Raw genomic sequence first — 20,833 nt, 5'->3', positions numbered from 1 at the left:
AAGACAAGAAAAAGGTTTTCAGACGGCCGTCTGAAAACCTTTTTTGTTTGCCTATCCGATTTTAAAACTTCACGTTTACACCGCCGGTAAAGCTGCGGCCCATTTGCGGCGTATCAGAGAGGAAGCTGCTGTGGGCGTAAACGGATTGGTTGAGCAGGTTGTCGGCTTTGACGTACCAATTCCACTCGCCATAGCGCGTATTGCGGTGGTAGTTTGCGCCGAGGTTGAGCATATGGTGTCCGGGCGTGCGCGTTTCGTAGCGGGCGAGTTTGTTTTGTGCGAACACGCGGTAGTAGTCCAAGTTGGCATCAATACGGTCGGTCAGCGAGGCTTTCAGGTGGACGCCAAGGCGCGCAGCCGGAACGCGAGGGGCGTTTTGGTCTTCCTGTGCGATGAAAGGACGGTTGCCGTAGGCATCTTCCCTGCCGGGCAGGGACGGTAGGTTTTTCAGACGGCCTCGTACATAGTCGCCGGAAACGCCGATGCGGTAGCGCGGTGTCGGTTTGAAGTAGATTTCGCCTTCTGTGCCGTAGAAGTCGGCTCCGGATTGGTTGTAGCGCACGAGTTTCATTTCGCTGTCGTCTTCGATGGATTTAGGGCCGCGTCCGTCGTTTAAGGTTTGGGCGTAAATGTAGTTGCCGAAGCGGTTGCGGTAGAGTGCCAGATTGTATTGCTAGCGGTCGCCTTCGTAGCCCAGTGCGAGTTCGATATTGTTGGAACGCTCTTTGTTGAGGTGTTTGTTGCCGACTTCAAAGGTGTTGGTGGCGACGTGTTTGCCGTGCGCGTACAGCTCTTGCGTTGACGGCAGGCGTTCCTGATGTGAGGCGGTCAGGCTGAGTTTGTGGTGTGGCGTGAAATACCAGTTGCCCGAAAGTGCGAACGATCGGGCGGTTTGGCGGTGCGCGCCGAGGTCGGGCAGGGGTTGGTTGTAGTAGTTTTCCCGATCAATCAATGCTTTGTCGTACTGGATGGAGGCTTTTTGTTTTTCCACGCGTACGCCGCCTTCAAGCGTGAAGTTGTCCCAGTTTGCCTGTTCTACACCGAAAAAGCTGTAATGGCGCACATTGTTGTCAATCAACATCGGTTGTTGGACGGTTTCGGGAATGGCGGAAAGCGCGCTGGATTTTTGTCCTAAATATTGCACGCCCCAGCTGCCTTTCGGACGGCCTATGGGTTGGTGGCGTAACTCGATACGGGCGTTGTGTGTTTTATTGTTGAAGAAGTTTTCTACTGCATCGCCTGCTTTTTCGTCGTGGTGGTAGTCATTGCGGTTCAGGTGTACGCGCAGGGCTTCAAAACCGGGGAACGGTTGCTTCCATTCGGCGCGGAGTTCGTAGCGTTTGTTGCGCAGGTCTATCCACGGTTTGCCGTTGTGGACATGGGTGTGTGCATTATCATCGTCGTGGAAACCGCAGCTCAAACCCGGATTGTCGTAATCGACGTCTTCTTCGGTCAAGAGGTGCGGATAAAGCTGCAAATAGCGTTTGTTAATCAAACTTTTCTGCCAGATGATGTCGGCGTGGCAGTCGTCGTAGAGATGGCTGTGGGCAGGCAGGCCGTAGCGGTCGCGACGGTCGCTGTACGCCACGCCGAGGAAACCTTTATCCCCAATCCAAGACAGGCCGATGCTGCCTGTTTTTGAATCGGCATGGCTGTCGGGCAGTCGTTTCAGACGGCCTTCTTCTTTTTGATAGCGCGGTACGGCGTAATCGCCCGATTTGCGGTACAAGCCTTCGGTATGCAGCACGAAGTTGTTGCCCAAACCGATATTGATGCCTGCGGACGTCAGTTTTTCCAAATTGCCGCTGCTCAAACGCAATCCGGCTTCGCCCGATACGCCGTTTTCAGGCATTTTTTCGGGGATTTTGCCATCGGCAACATCGACCAAACCGGCTACATTGCCCGAGCTGTACAAGAGTGTAACCGGACCGCGCAGGATTTCGACTTGTTGCGACAAGGCGCTGTCCACCATCAAGGCATGGTCGGGCGAGAAGTCCGCCATGTCGCCCGTTTCGCCGTGATGGTTCAATACTTTAATCCGTCTGCCTGTTTGACCGCGAATAACGGGAGCGGATGCGCCGCCGCCGTATTGCGAGGCATGAATGCCCGGTACGCCGTCTAAAGCATCACCCAAGTTGACGGCTTTTTGGCGCAAGGTATCGCCGGAGATGATTTTGTCGGAGGCGGTCGAAGTGTGCAACAGACCCGAAGTGGCGCGCGGACGGCTTTTACCGACGACGGTAACCTCGTCCAAGTCAACAGACTGCTCGGTTTCATGCGCTTGGGAGAGGATGGGAGTGCTGATTAAAAGAATAGATAAAACAATGGGCTTGAGTGTGGTTTGTGTCATTTTAGTTTCTCATCATATTTCGAAAGGCTGTTATTATATAACATTGCATCATTTATATGATAAGATTTTTGAGAAAAAAAGGCCGTCTGAAAACGAAGCGTGGTTTTCAGACGGCCTTTAGCTTGTATGTAGGTTTAAATGAAAACGGAACAATCTCTCTGCTGCCTGGTTTGGGTAAGGCAGAAAGTCATGGCAGATGGTTTGCTTTCATTGAAAGCATTACTTGGTTTCGGCGGCTTTAGCGCCAGCGGTCTCTGCAATCAGATCAAGGAAGACTAACGGCTTTTTGCCGATATTTTTCAACGCGTGGGACTGGCCGGGGCGGGCGATGGTAATGTCGCCGGCGCCGACTTCGGTTTGTTTGCCTTCGCTGTCGGTAAACAGGCCTTTGCCGGATACGATGATATAAACGTCTTCATTGCCGGTATGTTTGTGTTGGCCGATGGAAGCGCCCGGCGGTAATGTGAGCCAACCGATTTCTTTGAATGCGTCTTGGTCGGCGGTTTGATGGCGCGTGAAGGCAAAGCTGCCGAGCAGAGGGCCTTGGCCTCTGGCAGCGTTTTCGCGGTTCCATTCTGCTAAGTCGGCTTTTTTGTACACTTGGATGCTGCGGTCGGTGGGGGTGGTTTGTTCGGCAGCTTGCGCGCTTATGGATGTGCCGAGCAGAAGGGCGACAGATAATGCGGCAAATAGTGGTTTCATGGTGGTTCTCCGTTTGTCAGGTTGAGTCAGATAATGCGGATTCCGTTTTCAGACGGCCTGCGGGGTTGAAACGATTAATCCCGCAGGCTTCCCCCAAGATTTATTTCACATTGCGCAGATAGTTCAACAATAAAGGAACAGGGCGGCCGGTTGCGCCTTTTTCACCGCCGGATTTCCATGCGGTACCTGCGATGTCAAGGTGTGCCCATGGATAGTCTTCGGTAAAGTAAGACAAGAATGTTGCGGCGGTAATCGTGCCTGCACCCGGCGTGCCGATGTTTGGAATGTCGGCAAAGTTGGATTTGAGCTGGTCTTTGTAGGTTTCAAAGAGCGGCAGTTGCCATGCTTTGTCGTCCACGTTGCGGGAAGCGGCCAGCAGGCTGTCGACTAAATCTTGGTTGTTGCCCATCACGCCGCTGACGTCATGACCCAGGGCGATAATGCACGCGCCGGTCAGGGTGGCGACGTCGATGACGGCTTTGGGCTTAAACTGCTCGGCGTAAGTGAGCGCGTCGCACAAAATCAGACGGCCTTCGGCATCGGTGTTCAACACTTCGATGGTCAAGCCTTTCATGCTTTTTACGACATCGCCCGGTTTGTTGGCCGCGCCGGAAGGCATGTTTTCACAAGTGGCGACGATGGCAATCAGGTTGATCGGCAGTTGCAGTTTGACGGCGGCGCAGAAGGTGCTGATGACGGTTGCCGCGCCGCACATGTCGAACTTCATTTCGTCCATGTTCAGGCCGGGTTTGAGGGAAATGCCGCCGGTGTCGAAGGTAATGCCTTTGCCGACCAATACCACAGGCGCTGCTTTTTTGTCGGCCGCACCGAAATAGCTCAGTTCGACCAAATATGGATCCTCAACGCTGCCTTTAGCGACAGACCAGAATGAACCCATGTTTTCTTTGATGTAGTCTTTTTCAATGATTTTAGCGTGTGCGCCCAATTTTTCGGCTTCGGCTTTGGCTGTACGCGCGAGGAATTCAGGCGTGCATTCGTTAGGCGCGGCATTGCCCAAGTCGCGGCAGAGGCTTTGTCCGTAAACCTGCGCTTCGGCAATGCGCAGGGCTTCTTTGACGGCGGCTTCGTGTGCACTGTGGAACACGGCTTCTGCAAATTTGGCCGGTTTGGTTTCTTTTTTGTAGCGGTCGAAACGGTAGGCGGCATTGCCGAACTCTATCGCAAACGCTTCGGCAACGGCTGCTGTTTGCGCTTCATCGAAAGCATGAACGTCCACATTGACCGTTTCTTGATTTTGCGCCCATTTGGCGGCTTCGGCTGCGGCTTTGTTCAATGCGGCGCGGTCGGTTTTAGCGAGGCGGGCGACGGCAATGGCTTGCAAACCGTTGTCCGTCGGGATTTTGGTGTCGGCGAAATTTTGACCTTCTTCAAGGGAGGCGAAGAGGGCGAGGGCAGTCGGGTTGCTCAGTTGAGATGCTTCGGCGCAGACAAATAATTGCGCACCTGCCTGTTGAGCCTGCAAAGTTTCGGCTTTTGTGCTAAATTTCACGTTTATTCTCCTGATTGGAACGGTTGTCGGTTGTTCAGACGGCATGTTGACCAACCGTCCGAACAGATGAAAATCATTGTACTCCATTTGTGTCATGCCGTCTGAAGCCTTATTAATAAATATAGGTTTCCCATAAACCGTATACCACGCTCAATCTTATGATTTACCAAAGAAACTTTATTAAAGAACTTTCCTTTACCGCCGTCGGCATCTTTGTCGTCCTCTTGGCGGTATTGGTGTCGACGCAGGCCATCAACCTGCTTGGCCGCGCAGCCGACGGTCGTGTCGCCATCGATGCCGTGTTGGCCTTAGTCGGCTTCTGGGTAATCGGCATGACCCCGCTTTTGCTGGTGTTGACCGCATTTATCAGTACGTTGACCGTATTGACCCGCTACTGGCGCGATAGCGAGATGTCGGTCTGGCTTTCTTGCGGATTGGCATTGAAACAATGGATACGCCCGGTCATGCAGTTTGCCGTGCCGTTTGCCATTTTGATTGCCGTCATGCAGCTTTGGGTGATGCCGTGGGCAGAGTTGCGCAGCCGCGAATATGCCGAAATCTTGAAGCAGAAGCAGGAATTGTCTTTGGTGGAAGCCGGCGAGTTCAATAACTTGGGCAAGCGCAACGGCAGGGTTTATTTTGTCGAAACCTTCGATACCGAATCAGGTATCATGAAAAACCTGTTCCTGCGCGAGCAGGACAAAAACGGCAACGACAACATCGTTTTTGCCAAAGAGGGCAATTTTTCGCTGACCGACAACAAACGCACGCTTGAATTGCGCGACGGCTACCGTTACAGCGGTACGCCCGGCAAAGCCGATTACAACCGCGTTTCTTTCCAATACCTCAGCCTGATTATCAGCACTACGCCCAAACTCATCGACCCTGTTTCACACCGCCGTACCATTCCGACCGCCCAACTGATTGGCAGCAGCAATCCCCAACACCAGGCGGAATTGATGTGGCGTATTTCCTTGACCGTCAGCGTTTTGCTGTTGTGCCTGCTTGCTGTGCCGCTTTCCTATTTCAATCCTCGCAGCGGCCATACCTACAATATCCTGATTGCCATCGGTTTGTTTTTGGTTTACCAAAACGGGCTGACCTTTCTGCGCAATGCTGTGGAAGACGGCAAAATCCATTTCTGGATCGGACTGCTGCCTATGCACATCATCATGTTTGTGATTGCCGTCGTCCTGCTGCGCGTGCGCAGTATGCCTAGCCAACCCTTCTGGCAGGCGGTTGCCAAAAGTCTGACATTGAAAGGCGGAAAATGAACCTGATTTCACGTTACATCATCCGTCAAATGGCGGTTATGGCGGTTTACGCCCTCCTTGCCTTCCTCGCTTTGTACAGCTTTTTTGAAATCATCAACGAAGTCGGCGATCTTGGAAAGGGCAGCTATAACGGCGCAAAATTGGGGCAGTATGTTTTAATGCAGATGCCTGCGCGCGCATATGAACTGATGCCGCTTGCTGTTTTGATCGGCGGCCTGATTTCCCTCAGCCAACTGGCTTCCGGCAGCGAGCTGACCGTTATCAAAGCCAGTGGCATGAGCACCAAAAAGCTGCTGTTGATTCTGTCGCAGTTCGGTTTGATTTTCGCCATTGCCACCGTCGCTCTTGGCGAATGGGTTGCCCCCACGTTGAGCCAAAAAGCCGAAAACATCAAAGCCGCCGCCATCAACGGCAAAATCAGTACCGGCAATACCGGACTTTGGCTGAAAGAAAAAAACAGCATTATCAACGTGCGCGAAATGCTGCCCGACCATACGCTTTTGGGCATCAAAATTTGGGAACGCAACGATAAAAACGAATTGACCCAAGCGGCGGAAGCCGAATCAGCCGTTTTGAATTCCGACGGTAGTTGGCAGCTGAAAAATATCCGCCGCAGTATATTGGGCGAAGATAAAGTCGAGGTTTCTACTACCGCTGAAGAAAACTGGCCGATTTCCGTCAAACGCAACCTGATGGATGTATTGCTCGTCAAGCCCGATCAAATGTCTGTTGGTGAATTGACCACCTACATCGACCATCTGGAAAAAAACAACCAAAATACCCAAGTCTATGCCATCGCATGGTGGCGCAAGCTGGTGTATCCCGTTGCCGCATGGGTGATGGCGCTTGTTGCCTTTGCCTTTACCCCGCAAACCACACGCCACGGCAATATGGGCTTGAAACTTTTCGGCGGTATCTGCCTTGGTTTGCTGTTCCACTTTGCCGGACGGCTCTTCGGCTTTACCAGCCAGTTGTACGGCGTGCCGCCGTTTTTGGCCGGTGCCTTGCCGACGGTTTTGTTTGCGCTGTTGGCGGTGTATCTGATACGTCGTCAGGAAAAAAGATAAGGCAAAATAAACTTCAGGCCGTCTGAAAGGCAATCTTCAGACGGCCTGAGTATTTTGTGTGCAAAAAACAAAATGCTAAAGTAAAATAATACCTTTCCAAATCAATGCGGCTATTGAAAATGTCCCAAACCATCTGCTTGAATATGATTGTCAAAAACGAAGCGGCAATCATCGAAGAAACACTGGCCAACATCACCGACCACATCAAACTTGACTACTATGTCATCAGCGACACCGGCTCGACAGATGATACCGTCGGCGTGATCCGCCGCTTTTTCGATGCAAAGGGCATCGCGGGCGAGATTCATCATGATGGTTGGCAAAATTTTGCATACAACCGCAATCAGGCGTTGAAACACGCAAAAGGCAAAACCGATTACGTTTTGATTTTTGATGCGGACGACCGCTTTGAAGGCAAATTGGAATTGCCCGAGCTGACTGCCGATCGTTACCGCCTCCGCATGAGAAATGCCATGGGCAGCGTGGTTTATTACCGTCCGCTGTTGTTGCGCAATGACGGAACATTCTACTGGCGCGGCGTGTTGCATGAGTTTATCGAGACCGACAAACAAGATACCAGCGAAGCCACGCTTCATGGCGACTATACGGTTCTCAGCGGCCGTTTCGGCGCACGCAGCAATATGGCGAATAAATACCTGCTTGATGCGGTTTCTTTGGAAAAAGCGTTTTACAGCCCTGAAGATGAAGACCTGAAACCGCGTTACGCCTTTTATGCGGCACGTTCTTATTGGGATTCTGATATGCCCGAGCGTGCGAGCGAATGGTTTAAAAAACGCATCGAGTTGGGCGGTTGGATCGAGGAAGTGACGGTTTCTTACCAACAGCTGGGCGAGTGCTACAAATTAATGGGCAAACGCGATGAAGCTTTGGCGACTTGGTTGGCAGGCTACGATTACAACCCGCGCCGTGCCGAGTGTCTCTACCTTGCGCAAACCATGCTGCGCCAGGAAGGAAAATACCGCATTTCCCATGCGATCGGCTTGATGGCGAAACGCATTCCGTTCCCGAAAGACGATATTCTTTTTGTCCAAAGCAATGTTTATCAGTTGGACATCGACTATGAATTGTCGGTTACCGCCTATGCCGCCGGCGATTTGCGTCAAGGCTATGAATCTTGCCGCCACTTGCTCTTGCTTAATGTACGCGAGGAATTGACCACGGTAACCATGCAAAATATGTGGCTCTACCGCGAACACGCGCAAACCGAAACGCGCGAAGTGTTGGAGCAGCTGGTGGCCGTAATGCAGCCTTATGCCGCGCAGGGCGGACGTTTGGCAGAAGTGACCGAATATTTTGCCGATATTTTGAAAAACCGTTAATCAGGACTTTGACCCAGCCGTCAGGCCGTCTGAAAGGAAATTTTTTGAGCAAGCGCAATCTGTTTTCCGTCGATAAATCTTTGGAGCAGCCCGAACGCGTCCTCTTGGTCGGCGTAATGCTGACGGCGGATTATTCCGGCGCAAACGAAACGCGCGAGCGCGGCTTTCAGACGGCCTTGACCGAAGCGGCAGAATTGGTGAGTGCGGCCGGCGGCGATTTGGTCTCTATCGAAACTTCACGCCGCGACAAACCGCATCCGGCTTTGTTTGTCGGTACGGGCAAGGCGGAAGAGTTGGCGGCAGTGGTCAAGCAGCATGATGTCGGGCTGGTCGTGTTCAACCACGAACTCACGCCGACACAAGAGCGTAATCTGGAAAAAGAGCTTCAATGCCGCGTACTCGACAGAGTGGGTTTGATTTTGGCGATTTTTGCAAAACGCGCCCAGTCGCAGGAAGGTAAGTTGCAGGTGGAGCTGGCTCAGCTGAATCATTTGAGCGGACGGCTGGTACGCGGTTATGGACATTTGCAAAGTCAGAAAGGCGGCATCGGCTTGAAAGGGCCGGGCGAAACCCAGTTGGAAACCGACCGCCGTTTAATCGGACAAAAAATCAAGGCATTGAAAAAACAGCTTGCCGATGTCCGCAAACAACGCGCCACACGCCGCAAATCGCGCATGAGCGGCCGTCTGAAAACCTTTGCCATCGTCGGCTATACCAATGCCGGAAAATCCAGCCTGTTCAACCGTTTGACCAAAGCGGACGTATTGGCGAAAGACCAGTTGTTCGCCACTTTGGATACCACTGCACGACGGCTTTTCCTGTCGCACGAGGCGAGCGTGATTTTGACCGATACCGTCGGCTTCGTCCGCGATTTGCCGCACAAGCTGGTGTCGGCGTTTTCCGCTACTTTGGAAGAGACGGCGATGGCGGATGTGCTACTGCACGTTGTTGATGCGTCCAATCCCGATTTTGAACGGCAGATGGACGATGTCAACGAAGTCTTGGAAGAAATCGGCGCACATGAAATTCCGCAATTGGTGGTGTACAACAAAATTGATTTGCTGCCGTCGGGTATACGTGAAGCAGGCATTTTGCGCGACAACTCCGGGCATGCCGTCGGCGTGAATGTTTCCGTCGCCGAAAGTTTGGGCCTGGACGGTTTACGCGAAGCGATGATTGAATTGGCCGTACAGCCAAGTGATTGATAGTATGGAATGAAACAAGGCCGTCTGAATGTTCAGACGGCCTTACCGCAAAATTTTAAATCCGAGGATTATGCAGACAGAGGGCTTTTCTTTTTGAACACGCTTTCGTAAAGCATCCAAGCGGCGAGGCTCAGGTATACGGTGCTGGACAAAATGCCGATAACGGCAAAGATAGGCATAAGGCGATCAATCATGGTGAGGTTTCCCAATAAGTTAGTGTTATAAGTAAATGTGTGTTTTTTATTTCCGTCTTCGCGGAATGCCTAAAGTATGCTGCTTAAATGGATTGAGGTCAATAAAAAATGTATTTGGATTTTAAAAAAAGTTCCATTTTTACATTAAAATAATTGGAAGTTTTTAAAGATAAACGGTATTTATATGTTACCGTTCATCATTTGATAAACGGTCAATACTTTGTTTTCCATATTTTTTATAAAATTCGACAGTCTATTAATTCAAAAGTAAATGAAATGAGGCGGAAAACGCTTTTTGCTAAAATGTAACACTCTGAAACGATTGTTTCAGGCCGTCTGAAAAATAAATCGAACACATTATGACATCTTCCACACATCCCCAAAAAAACTGTTTCCATTGCGGACTTGAAGTCCCGGAGCATCTGCATCTGACGGTTCGTTTTGAAGACGAAGAACACGAAACTTGCTGCGCCGGTTGCCAAGCAGTGGCGCAGAGTATCATCGATGCAGGTTTGGGCAATTATTACAAACAGCGTACCGCAGACGCGGAAAAATCCGAATTGCCGCCGCCGGAAATGTTGTCGCAATTAAAGCTATACGATTTGCCCGAAGTGCAGGCTGATTTTGTCGAGGTCGGCGCAGGAGATGAGCGCGAGGCAGTGTTGATGCTGGGCGGCATTACCTGCGCCGCGTGTGTGTGGCTGATTGAGCAGCAGTTGTTGCGTATGAAGGGCGTGGTGCGCGTGGATTTGAATTACAGTACCCACCGCTGCCGCGTGGTGTGGGACAGCGCCCACATCGAATTGTCGGACATTTTGCTGAAAATCCGCCAAACCGGTTATACCGCCGCGCCTTATGATGCGCAAAAAATCGAGGCGCAGGCGCAGAAGGAACGCAAACAGTTTATCGTCAGATTGGCCGTGGCCGGTCTGGGTATGATGCAGACGATGATGTTTGCCCTGCCGACTTATTTTTACGGTGGCGACATCGAGCCGCTTTATTTGGAAATCCTGCATTGGGGCGGCTTTTTGATGGTGTTGCCCGTTGTGTTTTACAGCGCGTTGCCGTTTTACCGCGGCGCTTGGCGCGATTGGAAAAACCGCCGTGTCGGCATGGATACGCCGATTGCCATTGCCATTGTGATGACCTTTATCGCTGGTATTTACAGCTTGGCCACCAACGCAGGGCAGGGCATGTATTTTGAATCCATCGCCATGTTGCTGTTTTTTCTGTTGGGCGGGCGCTTTATGGAACAGATTGCCCGACGCAAAGCAGGCGATGCGGCGGAGCGGTTGGTCAAACTGGTTCCGGCATTCTGCCACCGTTTGCCGTCTTATCCGGAAAGCGATGCCATCGAGGAAGCCGCAGTCGTCCGCCTCAATATCGGCGATACGATTGTTGTGAAACCCGGCGAAGTCATTCCGGTGGACGGTACGGTTTTGTCCGGCGAGAGTGAGGTTAACGAAGCCATGTTGACCGGCGAAAGCCTGCCCATTGTGAAAAGGCCGTCTGAAAAAGTAACCGCCGGTACGCTCAACACCAGCAGTCCTTTAATCATCCGCACCGATCATACCGGCGGCAACACGCGCCTGTCCCATATCGTCAAACTACTCGACCGCGTGTTGGCACAAAAACCGCGTGCCGCCGAGTTGGCCGAAAAATACGCGTCCAGTTTCGTGTTTGGCGAACTCTTGCTTGCGATTCCTGTTTTTATCGGCTGGGCATGGTATGCCGACGCGCACACTGCTTTGTGGATTACCGTTGCCCTGCTGGTCATTACCTGCCCGTGTGCCTTGTCGCTCGCTACCCCGACCGCGCAGGCTGCTTCGACCGGTGCGCTTGCCAAAGACGGCATTCTTATCAGCGGCAAACAAAGCCTGGAAACGCTTGCCCAAATTGACGATGTCGTGTTCGATAAAACCGGTACGCTGACCAAAGGGCAGCTTTCCGTCAGCCGTATGTTGCATGCAGGCCGTCTGAACGAAGCCCAAGCCCTTGCTATCGCCCAAGCATTGGAACAGCAATCCGAACACCCCATCGCCCGTGCCATTTTGAACCATACGCTTTCAGACGGCCCTGTATCCGCGCTTGATGTGAAAGTACAGCAACGGGTCAACCGTATCGGACACGGTGTCAGCGCGCAAATCGAATTTGATGGCGAAACCCAAGTTTGGGCTTTGGGCAAAGCGGCGTTTGTCTCGGAAATTGCCGGTAATCTTCCCGAAGTATTTGCACATATCGACCACACAGGCGGCATTATTTTCTTGGGCAATCAAAGCGGTTTTCAGACGGCCTTTTTGCTGGAAGACCAAATCAAAGACAGCGTCGCTGAAATGCTGCAAAACCTGAAACAACACGGCATCCGTCTGCACCTTTTAAGCGGCGACCGTCAGGCTGCCGTAGCCCAAGTTGCGCAAGAGCTGGGTTTGGACGCTTATTGCGCCGAAGCCACGCCTGAAGACAAGCTGGCTTATGTGGAAAATCTGCAAAAACAAGGACGTAAAGTCATGATGATCGGCGACGGTATCAACGATGCCCCCGTCCTTGCCCAAGCCGACGTATCGGCCGCCGTGGCCACGAGTGCCGATGTGGCGCGAGACGGTGCGGATGTGGTTTTGCTCAATGATGATTTGAACGTTTTGCCCGTGATGATGGAACAGGCACGCCGCACCCATCAAATCATCCGTCAAAACCTGACTTGGGCGAGCGCATACAATCTGGTTGCCGTTCCATTGGCCGTGTTTGGTTACGTTACCCCGTGGATCGCCGCGCTCGGCATGAGTTTCAGCTCGCTGCTGGTGTTGGGCAATGCCTTGAGATTGTTGAAAACCAAAAAGGCCGTCTGAAAACGGCAAATCCATTGCTCAAACGAAAGAATACGCCATGCCTAAAGCCACTTTTTATACACACGTCTCCCAGCCGGCCGCCTTTGCCTGCCGCCTGATTGCGCGCGCCATACGCGATGGCGGGCAGATTTTGGTGTGGTCGGATTCTGCTGCGGCAGTGCAGCAACTAGACGTTGATTTATGGCAGCAGATTCCCGAAAACTTTATTCCGCATGAAGTCTGGCTGCCTACCGACCCCATACCGTCTGAAACGCCGGTATTGCTTGCGTTTGGAAATGCATTGCCGAATATTCCGCAGAATTGCACGGTTTTGAACCTGTCTGCCGATTTTTGGAGCCAAGCCCCGGCCATTCCAAACCGTATCCTTGAAATTGTGGGCAACAGCTTGGAAGATTTGGCCGAAGCCCGAGACCGTTTCCGAGCTTATCGTCAGAGCGGATTTGAGATTGAGCATTTTTCGAGAGAAGGGAAGGATTGAGTGTTGAAACAGCAAAGTTTTAATATAAAAGGCCGTCTGAAAAAATAAATTTTCAGACGGCCTTTTTAATAGGCTGGAATTAGTTGCCTAAGTCGAATGCTTTGTGCAGAACGCGGGTAGCCAGTTCCATGTATTTTTCGTCAATCAGGACGGATACTTTGATTTCGGAAGTTGAAATCATTTGGATGTTGATGCCTTCTTCTGCGAGGGTGCGGAAGATTTTGGCGGCTACGCCGACGTGTGAACGCATACCCAAGCCGACTGCGGAGACTTTGCATACGGTGTCATCGCCGTCGATGTAGGCGGCGCCGATGCTGTCTTGGCGTTGTTGCAGCAGTTCGATGGTTTGTTTGTAGTCACCGCGTGGAACGGTGAAGGAGAAATCGGTTGTGCCTTCGCTGCCGACATTTTGGATGATCATGTCGACTTCGATGTTGGCATCGGCCACTGCGCCGAGGATTTGGTAGGCAACGCCGGGTTTGTCAGGTACGCCGCGTACGTTGATGCGTGCTTGGTTTTTGTCGAATGCGATACCGGTTACGGCTGCTCTTTCCATGTTGTCGTCCTCTTCAAAGGTAATTAAGGTGCCGTTGCCGCCGTCTTGCAGGCTGCTCAGTACGCGCAGGCGCACTTTGTATTTTCCGGCGAATTCTACGGAACGGATTTGCAAGACTTTCGAGCCGAGGCTTGCCAGTTCGATCATTTCTTCAAATGTAACCGTATCCATGCGGCGCGCTTCGGGTACGACGCGCGGGTCGGTGGTGTAAACGCCGTCCACGTCGGTGTAAATTTGGCATTCGTCCGCTTTGAGGGCTGCGGCGAGCGCAACGGCGGAGGTGTCGGAACCGCCGCGTCCGAGCGTGGAAATATCGCCTTCGCTGCTGATGCCTTGGAAACCGGCTACGATAACGACTTTACCGGCGGCCAAATCGGCACGCATTTTTTCGTCGTCGATGTTTTCGATGCGGGCTTTGGTGTGGGAAGTGTCGGTTTGGAGGGCGACCTGCCAGCCGGTGTAGCTCTTGGCGTCAACGCCGATGTCTTTCAGGGCCATGGCCAGCAGGCCGATGGTCACTTGTTCGCCGGTAGCGAGAACGACGTCGAGTTCGCGCGGATCGGGATGTTCTTGCATTTCGTGCGCCAGTGCGACCAGTCGGTTGGTTTCGCCGCTCATGGCAGATACGACGACTACGATGTCGTGTCCTTCGGCGCGGGCTTTGGCGACACGTTTGGCTACGTTTTTGATGCGTTCGGGCGAGCCTACTGATGTGCCGCCGTATTTATGTACGATTAACGCCATGTTTCGTGCTTTCTTGTGGGGTTTGTCGGGCAGCTTGGTTTGCTGGAAAAAGGGTTATTATTACTATTTTTTACATGGAATTCAAGGATGGAACGCGCTTTTTTGAGTAAATGCGCATAAAAGGATTTTGTTGAAAAAGGCCGTCTGAAAGTTTTCAGACGGCCTTGCTGATTATCGGGCAAAAAGAGCTGCCTGCTGGTGTTGAACCAATTCGGTAATGCCTTTATGCGCGAGGGCAATCAGTTTGCCCAATTCTTCGATGCTGAACGGTGCGCCTTCGGCCGTACCTTGGATTTCGATGATTTTGCCGGACGCGGTCATGATGATGTTAACGTCGCTGTCGCAGCCTGAATCTTCGGGATAGTCCAAGTCTAGAAGCGGTACACCGCCCACCACGCCGGCGGAAACGGCGGCAACGGCTTCACGGATGGGGTTTTCGCTGATAAGGCCGTCTGAAAGGAGTTTGTCCACGGCAATTTGCAGGGCAACGTAGGCGCCGGTAATGGAGGCGGTACGCGTGCCGCCGTCGGCTTGGATAACGTCGCAGTCAATCAGGATTTGGCGTTCGCCGAGTTTTTCCATGTCGACGATGGCGCGCAGCGAGCGGCCGATCAGGCGTTGGATTTCTTGTGTGCGGCCTGACTGTTTGCCTGCGGCGGCTTCACGGCGCATACGGGAGGCGGTGGACGCCGGCAACATACCGTATTCGGCTGTTACCCAGCCTTGTTCTTTACCTCGCAGGAACGGTGGGACATTTTCGTCGATGGAGGCAGTGCAAATCACTTTGGTGTTGCCGCACTCGATAAGGCAGGAGCCATCGGCGTGTGGCAGGAAATTGGGTGTAATTTTGATGTTGCGCAGGCTGTCGGCGGCGCGGCCGGTGCGGGTGTAGTCGCTCATGATGGTCCTTTTGGGGGAATAAAAAACAGGTTGCCTTGAATTATAGAGGAATTTGGCAGCAAAGGCCGTCTGAAAATCGTCGGTCGGGTGTGTTATAGTGTCCATACTTTCACTCGTATTTGGAAACGGAGTAAAACCATGACTACAAGACGAACTATTCAAATCCACAGCATGACCGGCTTTGCCAATGCCGCAGGCGAATGCGGCGGCAAGCGGATTAATTTGGAAATCCGCGCGGTCAACCATCGTTATTTGGATGTCCAATTCCGTATGCCGGAAGAGTTGCGCTATTTGGAAGGTGCATTGCGCGAACAGATTGCCGCGGCTGTGGCGCGCGGTAAACTGGAGTGCCGCGTTCAGCTGCAAGATGCGGCTTCTGGTGGGCAGACTTTGGAAGTCAATCAGGATTTGGTCGCACAGCTGGCGCATTTGAACAAAGAATGGCGTAAGGAACACAATTTCGGCAAGCTAAGCGTGGCCGACGTTTTGCGTTTTCCCGGCGTTTTGGCAGGGCAGGGCGAAGACTCCGAGGCTTTGGCGAAAGGTGTTAAAGATTTATTGACCGGCGCGTTGAAAGAGTTCACAGCCGCCCGCAAACGCGAAGGCAAAAAACTGGGCGAACATTTGCTGCAACGTCTGACTGCTATGGAAGAGATTGTGGATGCTTTGAACGAGCTGTTCCCAAGCCTGCTGCAGGCGCATATGGACAAAGTTAAAGCCCGTTTGGCAGAAGCCGTTGGCAACATCGACAATGACCGCTTGCAACAAGAATTTGCTTTGTTTATTCAAAAATCTGATGTGGATGAAGAATTCAGCCGTTTGCGCACCCATATCGCCGAGGTACGCCGCATCGTTACCGAAGGCAAGGGCAGCGCAGGCAAACGTTTGGATTTCCTGATGCAAGAGTTGAATCGTGAAGCCAATACCTTGGGCAGCAAAGCCATCGCCGCCGAATGCACGCAAGCGTCGGTTGAACTGAAAGTCTTAATCGAGCAAATGCGCGAACAGGTTCAAAATATCGAATAAATCGATCATGAGCGGATAGGATAAGGCCGTCTGAAAAGTTTCAGACGGCCTTTGTGTTGATATTGGGTGGAATCGTTGTGGTGTGTAGGAAAGATAAGGGGCGGCATTTTAATGGAAAAATTTTTAAGCTGCAATTTGAGTGGCTGAATTTAAAAAGAAAGGCCGTCTGAAAACAGAATATGGTTTCTTGTTTTCAGACGGCCTTGTAGGTTGTCAGGACAGGCAAATACGCGCAAAATCGCTTTGCTTTTTAGAGATGGACATTATGCTTGCAGATTCGTTTTTTTATTATCTGGTATTGGTCGGCTTTGCCGCCGGGCTGATGGATGCGGCGGTTGGCGGCGGCGGACTGTTGCAGATTCCCGGATTGTTCAACCTATTGCCAAACGCCACGCCTGTGGCTTCGGTGATGGGTGTCAATAAATTTGCTTCCTGCTGCGGCACGCTGACTGCGACGGGGCAATACCTGCGCCGAATCCCCGTGCCGTGGAAAATGCTGCTGCCTGCCGCGGCGTTGGCATTTGCCGCTTCATATTTGGGCGCGAAAACGGTGGTGTATTTCCCCGTGCAATACATGAAACCGGCAATGCTGGTCATCATGATTGCCATGTGCCTGTACACTTTTTTGAAAAAAGACTTGGGGCAGACGGCGCGTACTGAAAAGCTGTCGCGCCGCGAAACCTTATGGGGCTTGTTTTTCGGCGCGTTAATCGGGTTTTACGACGGCGTGTTCGGGCCGGGGACGGGCAGCCTGCTGGCTTTTGTGTTCGTCCGCTTTTACGGCTATGATTTTTTAGCGGCCAACGCTTCGGCAAAGGTCATCAATTGGACGATTAAAAATGGAATGTTATTACGGTAAATGATTTGAGACGTTCTAACAACTGGAAAAAACGATTCATGAGTACATTCATTATTACAACCATGAGCGCATTCAGGGGAAACTAAAAGGACTGAGCTCTGTGAATTACAGAACTCAGTCCTTAAACTAAATCAGTCTAACTTTTGGGGTCAGATCATTTTACGGAGCTTTTTTTGTTGTGTGCTTTAAGCCATTTTTGCATTTGTTCAATTTCCGCTTGTTGTGCGTTAATAATATCCTCAGCAAGCTTACGCATCTCAGGATCCTTTCCGTATTTTAATTCAACTTCCGCCATTTTTACTGCGCCAATATGGTGTGGCAACATACCTGCTGCAAAAGCAACATCAGGATCTTTATATTGCGCAGCTGCCATCATGTCTTGATTCATTTGATTCATACCTTGCATTAATTCTTGTTGCATTGCAGAATCTGTCGACATTGACATATTCATGTGTGCTTGATGCGGTTGTTCATTAGCTTGGGCATAATTTGAAATTGCAACAGCGCTAAGTGTGATAAAAGTCATAAGTTTTTTCATGTTTTTCGCCTATGTGATAACTGAAGGAGCACGAATCATAAACTTTGACCTAAGGTTAAAGTCAACATTTATTCCGAAAATGTTTGGTGAGGTGCTAAAAGCTAAAATAAGACAATATTTGAGCTGCGTTACGGATTTATGTTGCTGCTGTGCCTGACCATTGGGAAGTTTGCTTGGGATTTATTGGGTTGATATCGAATGAAAAAAAGGCCGTCTGAAAGTTTCAGACGGCCTTTGCATTTTACAGTTTAACCGAATGCTCGCGCGTTTCGTGGAACACGATGTCCGGCCAGCGTTCCTGCGTCAGTCCCAAATTCACGCGGTTGGGGGCGAGGTAGGCGAGGTTGCCGCCTGCGTCGATGGCGAGATTGCCTGCATTGGCTTTTTCAAACTCCGCCAGTTTTTTCTTGTCTTCGCACGATACCCAGCGCGCCGACCAGATGGATGCGCTGTCGAACACGGCTTCTACGCCGTATTCGTTGGCGAGGCGCGAGGTAACGACTTCAAACTGCAATACGCCGACCGCGCCCAAAATCAAATCTGCGCCGCTCATCGGCTTGAAGACCTGCACCGCGCCTTCTTCGCCAAGCTGTTGCAAGCCTTTTTGCAGTTGCTTGATTTTCAGCGGGTTTTTGATACGCACACTGCGGAACAGTTCCGGCGCGAAGAATGGGATGCCGGTGAACGCCAGTTGTTCGCCTTCGGAGAAGCTGTCGCCGATTTGGATGTTGCCGTGGTTCGGGATGCCGATGATGTCGCCCGCGTAGGCTTCTTCCACCAGCTCACGGTCGTGCGACATGAATGTAACCACGCTGGAGGCAGCGATTTCTCGGTTGATGCGCAGGTGTTTCATCTTCATGCCGCGCTCGAATTTGCCGGAGCAGACGCGCAAAAAGGCGATGCGGTCGCGGTGTTTCGGGTCCATATTGGCTTGGATTTTAAAGATAAATCCGGAAAACTTCGGCTCGTCCGGTTCGACCATGCGTACGGTCGCGTCGCGCGGTTTCGGCGCGGGTGCCCAGTCAATCAATGAATTGAGGATTTCCTGAATACCGAAGTTGTTAATCGCGGAGCCGAAGAACACGGGTGTGAGTTCGCCGGCGAGGAATTCGTCAAGGTTGAACTCGTTAGAAGCCGCCTGCACCAATTCGATTTCGTCGCGCAACTGTTGGATTTCCAATGGAAAGCGTTGTTCCAATTCAGGATTGTCAATGCCTTTGATGATGTCGAACTCGTGCGGCAGGCGTTCGCCGCCCGCGTCGAAGAGATAGATTTCGTCGTTCAGGATGTGGTACACGCCTTTGAAGTTTTTACCCATGCCGATCGGCCAGGTGACGGGCGCGCAGCGGATTTGCAGGATGTTTTCCACTTCGTCCAGCAATTCCAGAGAATCGCGTACTTCGCGGTCGTATTTGTTCATGAACGTGACAATCGGCGTGTTGCGCAGGCGGCAGACGTTCAAGAGTTTGATGGTTTGCGCTTCCACACCTTTTGCCGCATCGATGACCATCAAGGCGCTGTCCACGGCGGTCAAAACGCGGTAGGTATCTTCGGAGAAGTCTTGGTGTCCCGGCGTGTCCAAGAGGTTGACGGTATGGTCTTTGTAGTCGAACTGCATTACGGACGAGGCTACGGAAATGCCGCGCTGCTTCTCAATGTCCATCCAGTCGGAGGTGGCGAATTTGCCGGTTTTCTTGCCTTTTACCGTACCCGCGCTTTGAATCGCGCCTGAAAACAGCAGCAGTTTTTCGGTCAGCGTGGTTTTACCTGCGTCGGGGTGGGAGATGATGGCAAACGTGCGGCGGCGGCGCACTTGGTCGAGGATTTCTTGGGACATGGTTTTCTTTGCAAAAAGGTTCAGGCCGTTTTTTCAGACGGCCTGAAGGATATGGGTGTTGGAAAACAGGCTAAAATAAGGGCGTGTGCAACACGCCCTGCAATAGATTGAAAGATGCGGAATTGTACAAAAAAATGCTTGATAATTCAATGTTTGCACCAAAACAAAGGCCGTCTGAAAAGTTTCAGACGGCCTTTGTTTATGAATCGATGATTAAATATCCATCGGTTTCCATTCCGCGCCTTTTACCGGCGGTAGCCATGATTGCGTACCGCTGGAGGCAAATCCCCACAAGGTGTCGGGTAAGCCGTAATGGTCGGCACGCGTCGGGTCGAGTTGCGTTTCGATTTCATCTTCGCGGCCTTCACGGATTTGCGTGGCAATGTGCGGATTAATCATCACGGTTTTGCCCAATGCGATAAATTCTGCCCAGCCGGTTTCATAGGCGGCCAAAATTTGGTCGGCGGTAAACAGGTTGCCCACGCCGATAAGCGGCAGTTTGCCGTTGATACGTTCGTGGATAAACTGCATACGGGTTTGGGCGGTATCGCCGCCACGACGGATTTCTTTATCAAATTCCCACAGGGAAACGTGCAGATATTGCAGCGGTTTTTGTACCAATGCGTCAATCAGTGCGCCGGTTTCGGTCATGGTTAAGCCGTCATCGCCCGGTTCCTCGGGGGAGAAGCGGTAGCCGATAATGAAGTCGTCGCGCTGGTGTTTTTCACGGACGGCAACCACGGCATCGATAACGGCCAGCGGGAAGCGCATTCTGTTTTCCAAGCTGCCGCCCCATTGGTCGTTGCGGCGGTTGCTTTGGGCGGAGTAAAACTGTTGGATTAAATAGCCGTTTGCGCCGTGGATTTCCACGCCGTCAAAACCGGCACGAAGCGCCAAATCGGCGGCTTGCGCATAAGAGGCGATGAGTGCTTCGACTTCTTCTGCGGTCGCTTCGCGTGCGTGTTCGGCTTCGCTGGCGGAAGCACTGATTTTGTCGAGACCGTCCAAAAGGTCATCAATGGCTTTGGAGCCGCCGTGATGGATTTGCAAAATCGCTTTTGCGCCTTGCTGTTGCAGGATTTGTGCGGTTTCTTTCAGGCTGTCGAGGCAGTGTTCGCCTGTGGCTTCAGGTTGGCCGTGAAAGGCTTTGCCGTCTTTTTGAACCAAAGTGGCGGCAGTGATAAACAAGCCCATATCGCCTGCACGGTTGCTGAGGAAGGTACGCTCTTGGTCGCTGATCAAACCGTCGGCTTGTGAGCCGAAATGGGTCATGGGGGCGACGACAAGGCGGTTTTTGATGGTTACGCCGTTATTGAGGGTGTATGTTTGAAAGAGTGTGGCCTATTTTGGATTCATGGAGTTTTACTCTTGATAAGTGAATGGTCGGCATAGAATTGGGCCATTCGG

Annotated in this window: 14 protein-coding genes and 4 pseudogenes; 9 read left to right on the top strand and 9 right to left on the bottom strand. The window is 51.9% G+C overall.

Translation table 11 applies throughout. The annotated features are described in order from the left end of the window. Positions 1-61: 61 nt before the first annotated feature. The 3 genes and pseudogenes from znuD to ACTHTA_RS06945 form a co-directional block, all read right to left on the bottom strand. Positions 62-2,350, bottom strand: a pseudogene (znuD, locus tag ACTHTA_RS06955) (TonB-dependent zinc receptor ZnuD). Positions 2,351-2,569: 219 nt separating this feature from the next. Continuing rightward, positions 2,570-3,052 (bottom strand): cupin domain-containing protein, encoded by a 483-nt coding sequence (locus tag ACTHTA_RS06950; RefSeq protein WP_440364228.1) that lies wholly within the window; start codon positions 3,050-3,052, stop codon positions 2,570-2,572. 100 nt (positions 3,053-3,152) lie between these two features. Next, positions 3,153-4,562, bottom strand: a complete 1,410-nt coding sequence (locus ACTHTA_RS06945; protein ID WP_308888001.1) for a leucyl aminopeptidase — start codon at positions 4,560-4,562, stop codon at positions 3,153-3,155. Positions 4,563-4,720: 158 nt separating this feature from the next. Here ACTHTA_RS06945 and lptF point away from each other — a divergent pair, with 158 nt between their 5' ends. The 4 genes from lptF (at position 4,721) to hflX (ending at position 9,448) form a co-directional block, all read left to right on the top strand. Continuing rightward, a complete protein-coding gene (gene lptF / locus ACTHTA_RS06940) occupies positions 4,721-5,836 on the top strand; it encodes an LPS export ABC transporter permease LptF (protein ID WP_440375737.1) in 1,116 nt (371 codons plus the stop codon). Next, the gene (gene lptG / locus ACTHTA_RS06935; protein WP_308888002.1) at positions 5,833-6,903 is read left to right on the top strand and encodes an LPS export ABC transporter permease LptG; all 1,071 of its coding nucleotides are present in this window, start codon (positions 5,833-5,835) and stop codon (positions 6,901-6,903) included. Before lptF ends, lptG begins: the two co-directional genes overlap by 4 nt. A gap of 119 nt (positions 6,904-7,022) precedes the next feature. After that, complete coding sequence (locus tag ACTHTA_RS06930; protein WP_308888003.1) at positions 7,023-8,243, top strand: glycosyltransferase; 1,221 nt, start codon at positions 7,023-7,025, stop codon at positions 8,241-8,243. 44 nt (positions 8,244-8,287) lie between these two features. After that, positions 8,288-9,448: a GTPase HflX gene (hflX, locus tag ACTHTA_RS06925; RefSeq protein WP_440364227.1), complete on the top strand. Its 1,161-nt coding sequence runs from the start codon at positions 8,288-8,290 to the stop codon at positions 9,446-9,448. A 68-nt stretch (positions 9,449-9,516) separates the two neighbouring features. On the opposite strand, the gene ACTHTA_RS06920 is transcribed toward hflX, so the two are convergent. Further along, positions 9,517-9,642 carry a hypothetical protein gene (locus ACTHTA_RS06920; RefSeq protein ID WP_003678791.1) on the bottom strand — a complete coding sequence of 42 codons (126 nt, stop codon included), beginning with the start codon at positions 9,640-9,642 and terminating at the stop codon, positions 9,517-9,519. Positions 9,643-10,001: 359 nt separating this feature from the next. Between ACTHTA_RS06920 and ACTHTA_RS06915 the strand changes: the two genes are divergently transcribed. Continuing rightward, complete coding sequence (locus ACTHTA_RS06915; RefSeq protein ID WP_308888005.1) at positions 10,002-12,488, top strand: heavy metal translocating P-type ATPase; 2,487 nt, start codon at positions 10,002-10,004, stop codon at positions 12,486-12,488. Between the two features lie 37 nt (positions 12,489-12,525). Continuing rightward, entirely contained in the window at positions 12,526-12,966 is a 441-nt protein-coding gene (locus ACTHTA_RS06910; protein WP_440363147.1) for a DNA polymerase III subunit chi, read from the top strand. Between the two features lie 79 nt (positions 12,967-13,045). On the opposite strand, the gene ACTHTA_RS06905 is transcribed toward ACTHTA_RS06910, so the two are convergent. Together ACTHTA_RS06905 and rph are read right to left on the bottom strand one after the other, a co-directional pair. Further along, entirely contained in the window at positions 13,046-14,266 is a 1,221-nt protein-coding gene (locus ACTHTA_RS06905; protein ID WP_440363148.1) for an aspartate kinase, read from the bottom strand. A gap of 171 nt (positions 14,267-14,437) precedes the next feature. Next, positions 14,438-15,166: a ribonuclease PH gene (gene rph / locus ACTHTA_RS06900; protein WP_440364226.1), complete on the bottom strand. Its 729-nt coding sequence runs from the start codon at positions 15,164-15,166 to the stop codon at positions 14,438-14,440. 138 nt (positions 15,167-15,304) lie between these two features. Between rph and ACTHTA_RS06895 the strand changes: the two genes are divergently transcribed. From ACTHTA_RS06895 to ACTHTA_RS06885, 3 genes and pseudogenes are all read left to right on the top strand, one after another. Then, positions 15,305-16,192 carry a YicC/YloC family endoribonuclease gene (locus ACTHTA_RS06895; RefSeq protein ID WP_440364225.1) on the top strand — a complete coding sequence of 296 codons (888 nt, stop codon included), beginning with the start codon at positions 15,305-15,307 and terminating at the stop codon, positions 16,190-16,192. 265 nt (positions 16,193-16,457) lie between these two features. Next, positions 16,458-17,024 (top strand): annotated as a pseudogene (locus ACTHTA_RS06890) (sulfite exporter TauE/SafE family protein); the annotation flags it as partial. Continuing rightward, positions 17,011-17,181 (top strand): annotated as a pseudogene (locus ACTHTA_RS06885) (IS3 family transposase); the annotation flags it as partial. The pseudogenes ACTHTA_RS06890 and ACTHTA_RS06885, both read left to right, overlap by 14 nt. 24 nt (positions 17,182-17,205) lie before the next feature. On the opposite strand, the gene copM reads toward ACTHTA_RS06885, so the two are convergent. The 3 genes and pseudogenes from copM to ACTHTA_RS06870 form a co-directional block, all read right to left on the bottom strand. Beyond that, entirely contained in the window at positions 17,206-17,589 is a 384-nt protein-coding gene (copM, locus tag ACTHTA_RS06880) for a CopM family metallochaperone (RefSeq protein WP_049323855.1), read from the bottom strand. 241 nt (positions 17,590-17,830) lie between these two features. After that, positions 17,831-19,426 (bottom strand): peptide chain release factor 3, encoded by a 1,596-nt coding sequence (locus ACTHTA_RS06875; protein WP_440364224.1) that lies wholly within the window; start codon positions 19,424-19,426, stop codon positions 17,831-17,833. Between the two features lie 213 nt (positions 19,427-19,639). Beyond that, a pseudogene (locus ACTHTA_RS06870) lies at positions 19,640-20,782 on the bottom strand (NADH-dependent flavin oxidoreductase). Positions 20,783-20,833: the final 51 nt, after the last annotated feature.

The organism is Neisseria sp. P0013.S005 (genome assembly GCF_051958425.1).
Classification (GTDB): Bacteria; Pseudomonadota; Gammaproteobacteria; order Burkholderiales; family Neisseriaceae; genus Neisseria; species Neisseria subflava.
The sequence above is the reverse complement of the archived record's forward strand: the minus strand, read 5'-3'. Positions and strand labels throughout refer to the sequence as shown.